Source organism: Paenibacillus sp. JZ16 (genome assembly GCF_015326965.1).
Lineage (GTDB): Bacteria > Bacillota > Bacilli > Paenibacillales > Paenibacillaceae > Paenibacillus_AQ.
The window spans coordinates 3,307,881-3,322,428 of sequence record NZ_CP017659.1; the positions used below are offsets into that span (position 1 = coordinate 3,307,881).

General features: G+C 50.4%; 16 protein-coding genes and 1 riboswitch. Of the genes, 5 read left to right on the plus strand and 11 right to left on the minus strand.

Going from position 1 to position 14,548, the window contains the following annotated elements; all coding sequences use genetic code 11:
* The first annotated feature begins 143 nt into the window (after positions 1 to 143).
* Positions 144 to 353, plus strand: a complete 210-nt coding sequence (locus tag BJP58_RS15035; protein WP_071222401.1) for a hypothetical protein — start codon at positions 144 to 146, stop codon at positions 351 to 353.
* Positions 354 to 528: 175 nt separating this feature from the next.
* Here the strand turns inward: BJP58_RS15035 and BJP58_RS15040 are convergent, their stop codons facing one another.
* Positions 529 to 888, minus strand: coding sequence for a HesB/IscA family protein (locus BJP58_RS15040; RefSeq protein WP_071222399.1), 360 nt, complete (start codon positions 886 to 888; stop codon positions 529 to 531).
* A 392-nt stretch (positions 889 to 1,280) separates the two neighbouring features.
* Between BJP58_RS15040 and mqnE the strand changes: the two genes are divergently transcribed.
* A complete protein-coding gene (gene mqnE / locus BJP58_RS15045) occupies positions 1,281 to 2,387 on the plus strand; it encodes an aminofutalosine synthase MqnE (protein ID WP_194544538.1) in 1,107 nt (368 codons plus the stop codon).
* 156 nt (positions 2,388 to 2,543) lie between these two features.
* Entirely contained in the window at positions 2,544 to 3,602 is a 1,059-nt protein-coding gene (locus BJP58_RS15050; protein ID WP_194544539.1) for an NAD(P)/FAD-dependent oxidoreductase, read from the plus strand.
* Positions 3,603 to 3,660: 58 nt separating this feature from the next.
* Here BJP58_RS15050 and BJP58_RS15055 read toward each other — a convergent pair whose 3' ends face one another.
* Positions 3,661 to 3,909 carry a YuzB family protein gene (locus BJP58_RS15055; protein ID WP_194544540.1) on the minus strand — a complete coding sequence of 83 codons (249 nt, stop codon included), beginning with the start codon at positions 3,907 to 3,909 and terminating at the stop codon, positions 3,661 to 3,663.
* Positions 3,910 to 3,991: 82 nt separating this feature from the next.
* On the opposite strand from BJP58_RS15055, the gene BJP58_RS15060 reads away from it, so the two are divergent.
* Positions 3,992 to 4,237 carry a NifU family protein gene (locus tag BJP58_RS15060; RefSeq protein WP_006212609.1) on the plus strand — a complete coding sequence of 82 codons (246 nt, stop codon included), beginning with the start codon at positions 3,992 to 3,994 and terminating at the stop codon, positions 4,235 to 4,237.
* A 197-nt stretch (positions 4,238 to 4,434) separates the two neighbouring features.
* Here BJP58_RS15060 and BJP58_RS15065 read toward each other — a convergent pair whose 3' ends face one another.
* The 8 genes from BJP58_RS15065 to BJP58_RS15100 form a co-directional block, all read right to left on the minus strand.
* Complete coding sequence (locus BJP58_RS15065) at positions 4,435 to 5,208, minus strand: SDR family oxidoreductase (protein ID WP_071222395.1); 774 nt, start codon at positions 5,206 to 5,208, stop codon at positions 4,435 to 4,437.
* Between the two features lie 203 nt (positions 5,209 to 5,411).
* Positions 5,412 to 6,254, minus strand: coding sequence for a MetQ/NlpA family ABC transporter substrate-binding protein (locus BJP58_RS15070; RefSeq protein ID WP_194544541.1), 843 nt, complete (start codon positions 6,252 to 6,254; stop codon positions 5,412 to 5,414).
* Positions 6,255 to 6,323: 69 nt separating this feature from the next.
* Positions 6,324 to 6,992, minus strand: a complete 669-nt coding sequence (locus BJP58_RS15075) for a methionine ABC transporter permease (RefSeq protein WP_194544542.1) — start codon at positions 6,990 to 6,992, stop codon at positions 6,324 to 6,326.
* A complete protein-coding gene (locus tag BJP58_RS15080) occupies positions 6,992 to 8,008 on the minus strand; it encodes a methionine ABC transporter ATP-binding protein (protein WP_194544543.1) in 1,017 nt (338 codons plus the stop codon). The genes BJP58_RS15075 and BJP58_RS15080 overlap by 1 nt, the downstream gene beginning before the upstream one ends.
* A 107-nt stretch (positions 8,009 to 8,115) precedes the next feature.
* Positions 8,116 to 8,262, minus strand: a riboswitch (SAM riboswitch).
* Positions 8,263 to 8,383: 121 nt separating this feature from the next.
* On the minus strand, positions 8,384 to 9,103 hold the full coding sequence (locus BJP58_RS15085; RefSeq protein WP_071222391.1) for a Cthe_2314 family HEPN domain-containing protein: 720 nt from the start codon (positions 9,101 to 9,103) through the stop codon (positions 8,384 to 8,386).
* Positions 9,104 to 9,149: 46 nt separating this feature from the next.
* Positions 9,150 to 9,344 (minus strand): hypothetical protein, encoded by a 195-nt coding sequence (locus BJP58_RS15090; RefSeq protein WP_194545161.1) that lies wholly within the window; start codon positions 9,342 to 9,344, stop codon positions 9,150 to 9,152.
* A gap of 98 nt (positions 9,345 to 9,442) precedes the next feature.
* Positions 9,443 to 10,417 carry a COX15/CtaA family protein gene (locus tag BJP58_RS15095; protein ID WP_194544544.1) on the minus strand — a complete coding sequence of 325 codons (975 nt, stop codon included), beginning with the start codon at positions 10,415 to 10,417 and terminating at the stop codon, positions 9,443 to 9,445.
* Between the two features lie 244 nt (positions 10,418 to 10,661).
* The gene (locus BJP58_RS15100; RefSeq protein ID WP_071222388.1) at positions 10,662 to 11,006 is read right to left on the minus strand and encodes a thioredoxin family protein; all 345 of its coding nucleotides are present in this window, start codon (positions 11,004 to 11,006) and stop codon (positions 10,662 to 10,664) included.
* A gap of 138 nt (positions 11,007 to 11,144) precedes the next feature.
* Here BJP58_RS15100 and BJP58_RS15105 point away from each other — a divergent pair, with 138 nt between their 5' ends.
* A complete protein-coding gene (locus tag BJP58_RS15105) occupies positions 11,145 to 12,536 on the plus strand; it encodes a DUF2515 family protein (protein WP_194544545.1) in 1,392 nt (463 codons plus the stop codon).
* 383 nt (positions 12,537 to 12,919) lie between these two features.
* Here BJP58_RS15105 and BJP58_RS15110 read toward each other — a convergent pair whose 3' ends face one another.
* On the minus strand, positions 12,920 to 14,545 hold the full coding sequence (locus tag BJP58_RS15110) for a putative polysaccharide biosynthesis protein (protein ID WP_194544546.1): 1,626 nt from the start codon (positions 14,543 to 14,545) through the stop codon (positions 12,920 to 12,922).
* Positions 14,546 to 14,548 lie beyond the last annotated feature (3 nt).

Sequence of the window (14,548 nt, forward strand, 5' to 3'; positions counted from 1 at the left end):
GATGGTATGCCTAATAATCGAGGTTCTTGCTGCCCCACGGGAGCCTCCCTTTGCAAATGCTGTGATCTATCGTATAGTAAGAACAGAACTTTGTCCGTATTAAATCCATCACCTTGGATACCTATAAAGGAGGCTTTGTCACCTTGGCAGCGTTATTTGAAATATTGTACTGGATTGCCATTGTCGGCATGTCGGTTGCCCTAGCAGCCATCACCGTTCTTATCTTTGTCATGGGCTTCAAGTTCATCAAGGATAAGCGCAGAGGGCTCGGAGCGGGCTGCATCGTATTTTCGCTTGTGGCTGCCGGCATGATCGTGCTGATGCTGAACGATACCTTCTTCTTCCCGGTCTGAATAGGAAGAACCCCCAAAAAAGCAGCCTCTCCTTATCGCGGAGTTGGCTGCTTTTTTGGGGTTCATATGGCTACGCGGATGTTCCCGATAACGCAATAAAGACCTCTCCGACAAGATTGTCGGGAGAGGTCTTTAACTGTTGGGACTTAGGCTTTAGCCCTCTAGAGAGTCCTTATTAGCAAGGCTCCTCGTTCGGTTTGCCCGCATCCGTTGCCGTACGGAATGACGAACCACAGCCGCAAGTGACAGTAGCGTTCGGGTTGTGGATGGTGAAGCCGCCGGTCATGCCGGATTCCTCGAAGTCGATTTCCAGACCGTTCAGGTACTTCAGATCGTCCTTCTCGACAACGACTTTCATGTCCTGCAGGTCCATGTATACGTCAGCTTCCGTTTCTTGATCGTCAAAGCCCATTGCATATGAAAAACCACTGCAGCCGCCGGCAGTGACACCCAGTCGAAGGAACATATTGGGCGTTTCCTGTTCAGCAAGCATTTCTTTCAAACGTTCTGCAGCTGAGTCGCTGATTGTAATCATAGGTCACCCTCCTTTTCGTTCACTCTTTCAGTATACTCCTCTTCGCGAATTCGCTCAAGGTTGTTATGATGGCGTTTGATATGTAATGAATAACCTATTTTCATTTCCTCTATTTGTGTTGCTACCCCGAGGGGTCAGGTTTATAATAGGGAAGGAACATGGGCGGCAACTGTTGGATATTTGTCACATCCCCCGGCTAAAAAGCGGCAAAGGTTATGGCTGGTCCACAGTTGTATATTTTTTCACAAACTTACTTATTTATTCAGCCCATTATTGATGTTTGTTGTTATACCACTATAAACGGACCGTTCCCTTAGGGGAGTGATTCACTTTATGATCGCTTTTTCTGCTGGATCTTCTATGCAGGTCAAGTGTGAACAGGAGGATTGAACATGTCCACAATTGTGACACCATTTACCGATCAGAGAATGGCGGAGATCGTTGCGAAAGTCCAAAACGGCGAACGCCTGAATCTTGAAGACGGTGTGTATTTGTACCAAACCGATGACCTGCTGACCCTCGGGCAGCTGGCTAATGAAGCAAATTTGCGCAAGAACGGGAAAAAAGTTTACTTCATTGAGAATATGAGTCTCTATTTCACGAATGTATGCGAATCCCACTGCGCTTTTTGCAATTTCCGGAAAGATCAAGGCGAGGAAGGCTCCTACACCCTCTCCGGCGCTGAGATGATCGAGTATGTCGAGCAGCATATTCATCCCGGGATTCGTGAATTTCACATCGTTGGCGGACATAATAACCATGTGCCGTTCCAGTACTATGTAGATTCCCTGAAGGCATTGAGCGAGCGTTTCCCGGAAGTAACCCTGAAAGCCTATACCGCGGCGGAGATTGAATTCTTCACTCGCATCAGCGGACTCAGCACGAAGGAAGTACTCCAAGAACTGCAGAAAGCTGGTCTTCAGTCTTTAACGGGCGGCGGCGCCGAAATTCTGTCTGACCAATACCGTCAGAAGATGAAGGTGGATAAAGCCAACGTAGATCAATACCTCGACGTTCACCGTACCGCACATAAGCTTGGCATGAAGACGCACACGACCATGCTGTACGGATCGATCGAGAGCCATGAGGACCGGATCCGCCATATGCTGGAAATTCGGGATCTTCAAGATGAAACCGGTGGATTCATGGTATTCATTCCGCTGTCCATGCAGCCGAAGAATAAGAATGCAGGCATCATGCGCCGCAATTCGGCCTACGAGGATTTGAAGACCATTGCCATCAGCCGTCTGATGCTCGATAATATCGACCACATCAAAGCGTACTTCATTAATATCGGACCGCAATTGACTCAAGTTGCTCTCAGCTTCGGCGCTTCCGATGTCCATGGTACGATCCTGAAAGAACGCATCAGCCATGCTGCAGGAGCCTTGACCCCGGAAGGGCTGACACGCAAAGAGCTCGTCTGGCTCATCCAAGGCGCTGGCCGGATTCCGGTTGAACGCGATACCTTCTACAACGAGATCAAGGTTTACGAATAAGTCTTACCAGCAGGATTTAAGCAAACGAGAGACGTTCCAAAAAACGGAAAACAGGTTAAAGAGATAATATAGCGTGGGTAACCTAAGCCGCTTCCAGCGGCGTTTTTCTTGCGAATCGGCGCTCACCTTCTTATCTCTTGAGAAAGGAAGAAATTTATGAAAAAGCTCGTCATTCTCGGCGGAGGCTATGGTGGTCTTGCCCTAATTCAAGAATTATTCAGCAGCTATCTTCCTCCGGACGTGGAGGTCGTGCTCATCGACCGCATGCCATACCAAGGACTCAAAACCGAATACTACGCGCTGGCAGCAGGCACCGTGGCCGATACCGCCGTTCGTGTTAAATTCCCGGTGTATGACCGCCTCCAAATTGTATATGGTGAAGTCACATCCATCGATCTAGAGAAGAGGCTTGTTAACCTGACGAACAACGATCCCGTGGAATACGACCAACTCGCCATTGCTCTGGGATGTACGGACCGTTATCATGGCGTACCGGGCGCAGAAGAATTCACGTTTAGCCTGCAATCTTTTTCTGCATCCCGGGAAACCTATTTGCACCTCAACAACCTCAGACCTTATGGTCATGTTCATATCATTGGCGGAGGCTTAAGCGGCATCGAACTCGCTGCCGATCTTCGTGAAAGCCGGCCTGACCTTAATATCGCCATTTTGGACCGGGGACAACGGGTACTTTCTTCTTTTCCTAACCGTTTGTCTGCTTATATTCATCGCTGGTTTGAGGAACACCATGTGGATATCCACAGCGGGGTTTCCGTATCCCGAGTTGAGAAGGATGCCGTGTACAATCTGGATGTGCCTATCGCAACCGACCTAGCCGTATGGACGGCAGGCATCCAGCCCGTAAAGGTCGTACAGGATCTCGATCTGCCAAAAGACCGCAGCGGACGCATTATGCTCAACGAGTGGTATCAGGTTCCGTCCCATCCGGAAGTGTACGTGATCGGCGACTGCGCCAGCCTTCCGTTCGTCCCAAGCGCGCAGGCAGCCGGGGCTCAAGCCGAGCAAGTGGGACATGTCATGAAAGCCTTATGGCGTGATGATACGCCAAAGGTATCTCCGCTGAAGCTCAAGGGAACCCTCGGCTCCCTCGGCAAACATGCGGGCTTTGGTCTCATGGGTAGCACGTCGGTGCTGGGCAGGGTACCAAGGATATTGAAGAGCGGCGTTCTCTGGAAATCCAAGCGTCATTACTAGCAACGAACAGGCTGCAGACGCTATGTTCTTCCTTACGGAAATGCCAAGTTATCCGGCGTCAGTTTTCCTCTTCGCTGTCCTGAAAGCTTTCCAGTCTGGCTATGACAACGTCAAGCAGCTCTTCAGCCGTGGGGGCCTCGACCCATTCGCCATCCACATAAGCGAAGGGCATCAGGTAGCACTGGCCGCAGCTGGTCAGGCAGCCGTATTCGATGACTTGACAATCGTACTTGGCTTCAAGCGTCTGCAGAACTTTATCCGTTCCGAAATAGGAATTGCTTGTGCAAAACTCAATGATAATGGACATTGTTATTAGACCTGCCTTAAGATTGGCATTTTATTTTGCCGGTTTATGTACTATAATATAGGGAGGAAAGGAGTTGAACAAGATGAGTGAAAACACGCAAACCACTGTATATGATGAAGTGGCTGAAGTGCTTGATAAACTTCGTCCGTTCCTTCAGCGCGACGGCGGTGACGTGGAACTGGTTGACGTTGAAGACGGCATCGTTAAGCTGAAATTGATGGGTGCATGCGGTAGCTGCCCTAGCTCCACCATTACTCTGAAAGCAGGGATCGAACGCGCCCTGGTTGAAGAAGTAGAAGGCATTCAAGAAGTAGTTCAAGTATTCTAAATCTTCTTTAACTATAAAGAGTCTTGGTTTCCATCGTGGAACCAAGACTCTTTTTTTGAAATTAAAGAATATATAAGTTTTCAGCGGAGCATAAGCAATTCTTTAACTGCAATGATATGTTTAGGGAGCCCCGCAAAGTAAAAAGAATTTGGAATTAGCATAGCAGCATGGACTCCACTTTGTGGGGTCATTTTAGGTTATTCCGGTTTAATCAACGGACGGATCGGATCCAGCCCGCCGGATATATCCATGATATTGCCGGTAATGAAATCCGACTTATCCAGGCATAAATATTCGATCACCCTGGCGACGTCCTCCCCGCTTCCCGATCGTCCGCGCGGGGTCAGCCCGTCTTGGATGCCCGATACCTCATCGATAGTCTTCTCCTTGTTGGCTCCGCGAATATCCCCCGGACAGATCATGTTCACGGTGATTCCATACGGGGCTTCTTCCACCGCAAGGGTCTTCGTAAAGGATACCAGGCCCACTTTAGCGGCAGCGTAGGCTGAACGCTGAGGCCACGCGCGGGCTTCTCCCGCATGTCCGAATCCAAAGTGGATGATGCGTCCCCACTTTTTCTCCCGCATGGCAGGCAGAACACGGTGGTCCAGCAGCATGACGCCGGTTAAATTGCCATTCACCATATGTACGATTTCGTCGCGGCTGTACTCCGAGAATAGACGACGTTCCCGAATGAACGGCCCTGCGTTGTTCACCAGGATATCGATGCTTCCCAGCTGCTCCTCCGTCTGATCCACCAACGAATACAGCTCACGCTCGCTGGCGATATCGGCTTTAATCGCAATGGACTTCACGCCAAACCCCTCGATTTCGCGGGAGAGCGCTTCCGCTTCATCCTTGCTGTTTACATAATTTATAGCCAAATGACATCCCTGCCGGGCTAACGACAGCGCCGTCATTTTCCCCAATCCTGTCGCACTGCCTGTAATCAGCGCCACTTTTCCCTTCAAGGCTTTCCCTCCTCAGATGGATATCCTTCCTTCAGTATAAAAGATTTGATAAGGCCTAACAACTTGCAAACCCGGCAGAGAGGGCCCATTATACAAAAAAAGAAAGGCATTATCCATAAAGACCCACGGTCTTTTGGATAACGCCCTCTCTTCTCGGATACGATGAAACTTATGTTCAGCATCATCGAGCCTTGGTGCTCGAATTAAAATGCCGGAATGACAGCACCTTTGTACTCTTCTTCAATAAAGGTCTTCACGTCCTCGGAAGTCAGCGCCTTCGCCAATTTTTGAATGGCATCGGAGTCTTTGTTGTCCGGACGAGCTACCAGCAGATTGGCATAAGGGTTCTCTTTGTCTTCGATAAAGAGCGCATCCTTTGTTGGATCCAGTCCCGCTTCAAGCGCGTAGTTCGTGTTGATGACAGCCAGATCCAGCTCATCGAGCATACGCGGCAGCATCGCGGCTTCAACTTCTTTGAACTCCAGGTTCTTCGGATTTTCCACGATATCCTTAGCGGTAGCTTCAAGCTTGGTTTCATCCTGCAGCTTAATGACGCCATTCTTGGACAGCAGGGTCAATGCACGGCCCGCATTCGATGGGTCACTTGGGATCGCCACAACGGCTCCATCCTTCAGCTCATCGGCCGATTTAATCGTTCTGGAGTATGCACCCAGCGGCTCCACATGCACGGCGATCACGGACTCCAGGTCCAGTTTGCGCTCTTTGATTTCATTATCCAGGTAAGGCTTGTGCTGGAAGAAATTCGCGTCGATTTCCTTGGAATCCACTTGCGTATTAGGCAGCAGATAATCCGTAAATTCCACGATTTCCAGGTTCACGCCTTCCTTTTCAAGCGCCGGTTTGATATGCTCCAAAATTTTGGCGTGTGGTGAAGGCGAAGCACCTACTTTCAAGGTTACGGTCTCTTGAGCGCCGCCTCCTGTTGTTCCCCCTGGCTCAGCCGCGTTATCCGCAGGCTTGCTGCCGCACGCAGCCAGCACCGTAACCAATGTCAAGCTGATCAATGCCAATGTCCATTTTTTCATTTTAAAAACTCTCCCTCCGAAAATATATTATTTTTTTATATTGTCTTCCTTGATGCCTCATCCATTCCGTTATTTTCTTGTAAAATGTCGGACCAAGCGATCTCCTGCCATTTGCAGCAGTTGTACCAGCACAATCATTAATACGACGGCCAGAATCATAATCTCGGTCTCATAACGGTAATATCCATACTTGATGGCCAAATCGCCCAACCCGCCGCCGCCGACTTGACCGGACATCGCGGTATACGAGACCAGGGTTACAATCGTGATGGTCATCCCAGCCAGCAAACCCGGGCGAGCCTCCGGAAGGAGAACCCTCCATATGATTTGGCTTGTCGAGGAGCCCATGGCATGAGCCGCTTCAATGACCCCTTTGTCCACCTCATTCAAGGCGGTTTCCACGAGTCTGGCGAAGAATGGCGCCGCGCCTATCACGAGCGGTGGAATGGTTCCCAGCACGCCATAAGAAACACCCACAAGCGATTTCGTAATCGGAATCATCGCAACGATCAGGATAATGAACGGAATCGAACGCAGGATGTTCACAATGAACGACAGGATCGAGTATCCGAAGCGTACCAGGCCGGATGTGGATCTAGCGGCCATGTAGAGCAGCACGCCAATCGGCAGTCCGATAATGAAGCTGAACAATGCCGATGCCCCCAGCATCCGAAGGGTATCCAAGGTTGCCGTCCATATTTCTTTCCAGTCGATCTGGGTAAAATCGAGTTCGAACATTAATGAATCACCTCCACGTCTAATCCTTGCTCAAGGAGCTTCCGAATCGTATCTTCAATAGCGCCCTCTTCCCCTTCAAAACGGACAATGAGTTGGCCGTACGGCGTTTCTTTGATCGTGGAAATGGTACCCTGCAGAATTGCAAAATTTACGCCCGTCTCATGGACGGTATGGGACAGAATTGATTCGTACGTTTTCGATCCAAGGAACGTAATCTGCACCGCCCTTGAAGGTCCGTTTGTCTGTCCCTGGATGGCCAGCCGGAGCGCTTCGCCGCTGTCCATCTCCTGACGGATAAATTCCTGGGTTACCTCATGCTTCGGCTTCAGGAACACTTCCGTTACCGGCCCTTGCTCCACGATGCCGCCTTGATGAATGACGGCGACCCGGTCGCATATGCTCTGAATCACATGCATTTCATGGGTAATCAGCACGATCGTCAGATGAAACTTTTTGTTAATGTCCAGCAGCAGGCGCAGGATCGAATCCGTCGTCTGCGGGTCAAGAGCCGAAGTGGCTTCGTCGCACAGCAGTACTTCCGGATCACTCGCGAGCGCTCTGGCGATGCCCACCCGCTGCTTCTGGCCCCCAGATAGCTGAGACGGGTACTTGTCCCGATGCGCCTCGAGCCCGACCAAGGCCAACAACTCGGATACTTTACGTTCCAGTTCGGCGTTTGGCGTCTTGATCAGACGCAGCGGAAACGCAATGTTATCGTACACCGTCGCCGATGACAACAGGTTAAAGTGCTGAAAAATCATGCCGATTTTGCGGCGTTCCGCCTGAAGCTGCTTCTTGCCAAGCGACGTTAAGTTCTTACCGTTCACCCACACCTCGCCCGAGGTGGGACGCTCCAACAAATTGATACAACGGATCAATGTGCTTTTACCTGCACCGGAGTGTCCGATCACTCCGAAAATTTCTCCTTTTTCAATCGACAAATCCAATTCGGACAACGCAGTTGTTAAAGTTCCGGCTTTTCCGTACTGCTTCGTCAATTGCTTGAGCTCAATCAATCCGATAATCCTCCTTTTTCCATAGCTTCATATCTATTTACCCAAAAGAAAAGAGCCTCTTTTTGTAGAATCAAAAAGGGCCCTCTTTACGTAAAAGTCAACGCCTTTTCTCATCTGTCAAAGCCAAAGGATATCCTGTAGCTTTGAAGGAATTAGCACCATGTCACTCCATGTGTCATCGCGTTAAGCAATTACACGCTGGAGTCGGTTGCCGGGCTTCATCGGGCCTGTCCCTCCGCCTCTCTCGATAAGAAAACATCGATATGAAATTTTTCCGATTAATTTGATCTGATTTGATAACATTTAATGAATGCAATAGTTAGTATAGATTCTTTTCAGGTTTTTGTCAAAAGGAATTTCATGGCGATTTTGTGCCTAAGTCCTGACTCCATTTTTCGCCCAAAGCTTGTTCGTATATTTATAAGAGGCCGCCAGACTCCGGCATACCATATCAACGCCCTGTTTGAGATCGTCCAGGTGCTGGCCGATATCCTCCAGCTCGATCTTGTCCGACAGTCCTTGATGACGCTGCCACAAATCATCCTGCATCTCGGAATTCATGTAATGGATTTCGGCGTTGCGCCGTTTCCGGAGGGTGTTCAGCGGTGTTTTGTAACGATCCTTGATCTCCTCCAGCTCTTTGGCCAGCTCTCCGTGGGCCTTCAGGAATTTAAACTGCCGCAGGACCGTAAAATAAGAGAAATGTGCCTTCACCTTGGAGGTATGAAGATCATACAAATCGTTCAACACCGTCCCCAGCTTGTCAAGGATCGAGAATACGCGGATGAAGCCGTTTTTGTAAAAATACACATACCGCTGATATTCCCCTTGCTCCTGAATCGACATGTCATCGATGTAACCCGATTGGATCGATTGGCTGAAATGCCGGGCCGCATTCCAGCTCTGTTCCAGCTCATCCAGGGAAACGATCAACCCCCGGGTCCAAATCTCAAGCTTGCGAAAATCATGCGTCGGATCCTGATTTTTCTCCATTTCCTTCTGCAGCAGCCGGGTTGTTTGGACCATCGATTCAATGGCTTCCTCAAGCAGGCCGTTATTCTGCCGGGGCTGTTCCCCAAGTAGCATTCGAAGCATGGCGGTACCCCCTCGCGTCATCAGATTAACCTTGGTTCTTGGATCGCTATTTGCCAAAATAGGGATTCCACCGCGTTTCAACCGTTTTCACGATATCCTCACGCGGGAATAACTCATCCGGGTATCCCGGTTTCATTCGTTCATCCATCAGGGGATTGTTCTTATAGGATGCCCCCGAAACGACCAGACAACCCCCATCTCCTTGATATCGGACACGTCTTGCGGATGGCTTGGTTATCATCGGCTCCCCCTTACTATACAACAAAGCCCTCGAGGCAAGCTCGGGGACTTTGCATAAAAGATGTTGCCTGAAATTCGATCTTTTTTTTGCTTTTTTTCTTATACGATCTTTTCGCTTGGCATGCTATGATCCGGCCGCATTTCGGCTTTAACCGGCCTGCTGAGCTGCCAAACCCTGACACTTAAATAACACAATACGCCGAATAAGGCGGAGATCAACAAGGTATGCCCCAGTGCGGAGAATACGTAAACCTCCTCGTTATGCATCGTTGCCATAATGAGGGCGCCGCTGAACACCTGCAGCAGGCAGAGCACGGTTGCCGAGATGCCCAGCATCTGGATCTCCCGGTTGTCGCGGTTCCGCCAATATGCAAAATGCCCCATCACCGCCACAACGATCAGCAGCAGAAGCGCCGCCACGCGGTGCATAAAGGCGATGCCTACCCCTCCGCTCAGCTCCGGTATCACTTCCCCGTTACACAGCGGCCAGCCGGAGCACCCTTCCCGGGAATCGGTATGGCTCACGAATGCACCGATATAAACCACGATGTAACTGTACAAGGTTGTGCCCCATACTAAATTACGGAAGCCCTTGCTTACCCGAGGCAGACGCTCCAAGTCTACGGGCCCCTTCGCCTGTTCTACCCGCCGCATACCCAAAGCCAGCATGACAGAGCTAGCAAAGGCAATCAGCGAGAAGCCAAAATGCAGCGCCATAATCGCAGCCGATTGAGGCTTAACCACCGCAAGCGCACCCATGATCGCCTGTACAATAACGAATACCGAGGTCCCGATAACATAAGCCATCAAATCCCGGCGATCCCGCTTGTACTTCCAGAACGCAATCAGCGAAGCGAGCGCCGCCAAACCCGCCATTCCACTAACGGCCCGGTGTGAATACTCAATCATGGAGGATACCGTGTAAGCGGGAACAAATTTACCGTTGCACAGCGGCCACTCCTGACCGCAACCGAGTCCCGAGCCCGTCTTTGTCACAACCATGCCACCGAACGTCGCGCAGAACATAACTAAGCATGTTATGTAACTCAGCCATTTTAGTTGTTTATCATTCACTTATCTCACCTGCTGCTCCTAATCATTCACTATTTAAACCTTTACAGGATCGCATCGTACACAGTCCACATTTCATTATACCTGATTCTGCCGCCACGGTCACTTGAGCGATTGTGACAAAATGTTCAAAAATGAGAAAAACCTTCATGATCCAGGTACTTGACTTCATCGCCATATCTCTATTCGATATATAAAACAACACCGCCGCCAATTATAGATCAAGGCGGCGGTGCTATGGTCACCCTTACTTATGAATCGTACTGTATACGTCCACGGCACGCTGCAGGAAATCTTCAATTTCCTCGCGCGATTTGCGGAGTTTGTTAACATAGCGAACCAGCTCGCGTCCATCGGAGTATGCAACAAAGCTGGGGATACCCAAAATATTTTGCTGCTGACTCACGTCACCGACAGCATCGACGTCAACCTCTACCAGAGTCAATTGGTTTGAGAACTTCGTCTCAACCTCCGGCATGAATGGATCGATAAACTTGCAATCGCCGCACCAGTCTGCTTTAAATACGGCAACAGTCAGTCGCGGAGACTGGATTGCAACCTGAAATTCTGCTTCCGAAGTGATTTTTTCCATTGATTATCTCCCCTTTACGTCGAGTTCCTTCACCCTTAGTGAATCAAAATGTTGAGTGGAAGTCAAATTTTAGAGCATACTGACATTATGATGTTCACAGGCAGGGATTAACCATCAGAAAGTGCAGGTGACCCCCGAATGCACTCGAACGGAGTCAAAAATAAAAAAAACCAGGGCAAGGATGTATGGTCATGGGCGTCAGCCATTCCGCAGGCCCTGACAGAATCATGGTCGGGGATGATTGCATCATGGCGATTCTCCTTAAAGCTCCGGACAAGCAGACACGAATTGCAATGGGACCCTGCAGCGGTAAGGGGAATTCGCGTAAAGCTCAAGGAAATCCTATACTCCCATCCCTATCTGCAGCAGAGCGTTACCCCGTTTCCGTTCCCTTCCATGCAAGGGTATAGCGATATTCGGATTCATGAACCAGGTGCAGATGTTCAGCTATCCCAAGAAGAGCAGCAGTTGATTCATCATATTCAGGAGGCCGCAGCCGCAGCCAACCGGAGCAACGTAACGCGTACGCAAGCCTATTTGGACTGTTATATATCGCATCCTGAGCTGCATTGGGCTTTGCTGGCCCATATGGTATCGCGTAATGCCGGGTGGAATATGAGCGATCTGAAAGGCGGATTGATGTCGGATCTCACGGATCCGACATTCAAGAGCAATCTGTACCGTTTCCTGGAGCGCTGCAATGCGCTGATCTTCCAGGACGCCTACCCCCAGCTGCTTCTCTATATACACAGTCGAAATAAAGGCAAGCCCCTATTTCATTTACTCCCCCACTTTCATGTTTCATCGTTCATGACACCGTTCTGGGAACAGTTCTGGCAGGATCAGAGCAGTTCGCTGCTTACGGTGGCACTCATCATTAATGAACAGAACTATATTGAGGGGCGTGTGGCGAGACATCCTTTTTACCAACAACATATTCTGGAGAATCCCTTCTTTCGGCTGCATGAGCTGACCCGGTTGAATCAAATCGTGTTTCCGCTGGGTCAAGTCCAACGAACAGAGTCGGGGGAAAGTACTGGGCCAAAGCTCCTATCCCCAACCAGGCCGCTGGCCGGACTTACCATCCCCAAGTTTGACGACCTGTCCATTCGGATCAAGGCTGGCCGTTCGCTGTATGCTTTATTGTTTGGGTATGAGGAGATTTACCGCGCTGTGCTGGCCTTCGCGCGATCCACCAAGCACCAAGGATCGCGCGCTGAATACTGGCCGGGCTTATTTACGCCGACCCTTGAGCAAGCCATGAATCATGGCCACGCGGGATCTGACCTCATCACTTCCGAATGGCTCCCGGGTGGCCAACGTCTGTACAGCCCTTATCTTGAGGAGATCTGGGAGGATGAACCCCCCGAGCCGATTCCCCGGTACGACTGGTTTCAGGGCCGTGCGATGTTTAGGCATATCCGCAAACCGTTACGGCCGCTGCTGCCGGATATTACACACGCCCATCGGGCCGCTCTAGAGAAAACCTCCATCGTGCATGATGTGTCTGATCAGTTCCATCCGCATTAAAATGAAAAGAGACCGTCCCGATACTGCAAGGAAGGTCTCTTTTCGGTTCTATTTACCACGATAAGTGCGTGTTCAAAAAGGTCGATTTTCAGCACCGAACGTTTGGGTACGTGAGCACCTGATATGTTTCCGCAGGAAACATGCTTCGGAAGCTTTTACTTAGGCCCGGCTGAATTCAAGATTCGATGCAGAGCTGCTTCCTGATTCCCTTCGTGTTAGATATAGAATTTATGAATTATCAGTGGAACTGATGAAATTCTATATCGCAAGAAAACCTACCTATGCATCGCGGTCGCTCATCCTTGAAGTGGCCTCGATAGAGGTTTTCTTATCAAAAGCGGACTTTTTGAACAACCTCTATAAGTGAAACTTAGTCTATGTCTTTATCCCCGCTCCCGCATACGTGCAGGCTGCAGTCTCATAAGCGGACGGAACACCTTCTGCAGTAGGCGCGGGTAACTGCTCAGCTCCGATTGCCGCAATACGCCAAACACCACCAGCAGGACAAGATATATAATGACTACGGCCACGCCTACAACCAGGCAAGTCAGCAGGAATGCCAACCGTGCCGGCATGACATCGACCATTTGAATACCGGCCAGATTCAGGCCATATCCGATTCCCCCGGCAGCAATCACCGTCAGCACGAAGCCCGTCCAGCGTTTGCCCAGGATGGAGAAGGATACAATCCTTTTAATCGATCTTATATTCAATATCGTAATGACAAGGAAACAGAGCGCCGTGCTCCCTATGATCCCGTAGATTCCAAAGAACGGAGCAAGCAGAAAGCTGGCTGCAAGCTTGACCACAACCCCAACCATCACGTGAATCATCGAGAGCTTGGCCTTGCCGATTCCGAGTAGAATGGAATTTGTGGTCATCATCGTGATTTGGAAAATCGTACCGAACGTCAGAAATCCAATAATCCCGCTGCCGCCCAAGGAACTGAACAGCAAACCATTAATGGAATAGGATGCTACGCATAGCGCAATCACCATCGGCATGCCTGTTAAAATGGCAATACGCATAGCCAGCGATACTTGCTGTTCCAGATGCTCCTGATCTTTCTTCGCAAACGCTGCAGAGATGATCGGAATGAGCGAGGTGCTCAGGGCAATGGCTAGAATCGGCGGAATCCCCGCCACGCTCTGCGCCCGGTTTCCTAACACCGCGAGAGCTGCGGTTGCTTGCCCTAGGCCAACCTGCCCGATCAACAGTGGCTTAACAATGGAGCTGTCAATGAAGTTAACAGCCGGAACCGCCAGGGAAGACAGCACAATCGGTATAGACAACGTGAATATATCCCGGTATATCCCGCCAAGCGGAATGGAGCGGTCCGCTGCCGGCATCTTGAGCTCGCGATCATTTCGGCGAAGCTTTACCGTAAAGTACAGCATGACCGCAAATGCTCCAATACTGCCGAGTACTCCCCCGAAGGAGGCGCCGGCAGCAATCCAGGTATCGTCGTATCCCATCCGCAGCAGCACGTAAGCCAGGCCGATCGCTGTCAGAACCCGTGCAATCTGCTCGATAATCTGCGATATGCCGCCAGCCGTCATATTATTGCGTCCCTGGAAGTATCCCCGCATCATGGCGATGGCCGGAAACAGCAGCAGCGCTGGGGCCAATGCCTGAATGGCCGCGGCGGCCTCCGGCTGCTTCGCAATATGGGTAGCATAATAAGGGGCTCCGAAATAAAGCAGCAGCGTCATGACAACGCCTGCTGCTCCGGCAAAAATAAGCGCAGCATGATAGACACGACGAGCCTCCGCTGGCTTGTTCAAAGCATGGCGCTCGGATACCATTTTGCTGAGCGTGCTGGGAATGCCGGCCGTTGCTACCGTTAACAGCATTAAATATACGTTATTGGCGATCGTAAATGAGGCATCCCCTATATCATTCAGCATATGCTCCAGCGGCACCCGCTGGACAAGACCCAGCACGCGGGCGACCAGCGCAGCAGCGGCCAAGATGATCGTGCCTTTAATAAATGACTCTTTCTTTGACAAAAC

Coding starts and splice junctions, on each gene's coding strand:
- BJP58_RS15055 (WP_194544540.1), bottom strand. CDS start 3,909: ATGTCCATTATCATTGAGTTTTGCACAAGCAATTCCTATTTCGGAACG.
- BJP58_RS15105 (WP_194544545.1), top strand. CDS start 11,145: ATGCACTCGAACGGAGTCAAAAATAAAAAAAACCAGGGCAAGGATGTA.
- BJP58_RS15085 (WP_071222391.1), bottom strand. CDS start 9,103: ATGCTTCGAATGCTACTTGGGGAACAGCCCCGGCAGAATAACGGCCTG.
- mqnE (WP_194544538.1), top strand. CDS start 1,281: ATGTCCACAATTGTGACACCATTTACCGATCAGAGAATGGCGGAGATC.
- BJP58_RS15050 (WP_194544539.1), top strand. CDS start 2,544: ATGAAAAAGCTCGTCATTCTCGGCGGAGGCTATGGTGGTCTTGCCCTA.
- BJP58_RS15075 (WP_194544542.1), bottom strand. CDS start 6,992: ATGTTCGAACTCGATTTTACCCAGATCGACTGGAAAGAAATATGGACG.
- BJP58_RS15060 (WP_006212609.1), top strand. CDS start 3,992: ATGAGTGAAAACACGCAAACCACTGTATATGATGAAGTGGCTGAAGTG.
- BJP58_RS15090 (WP_194545161.1), bottom strand. CDS start 9,344: ATGATAACCAAGCCATCCGCAAGACGTGTCCGATATCAAGGAGATGGG.
- BJP58_RS15100 (WP_071222388.1), bottom strand. CDS start 11,006: ATGGAAAAAATCACTTCGGAAGCAGAATTTCAGGTTGCAATCCAGTCT.
- BJP58_RS15040 (WP_071222399.1), bottom strand. CDS start 888: ATGATTACAATCAGCGACTCAGCTGCAGAACGTTTGAAAGAAATGCTT.
- BJP58_RS15070 (WP_194544541.1), bottom strand. CDS start 6,254: ATGAAAAAATGGACATTGGCATTGATCAGCTTGACATTGGTTACGGTG.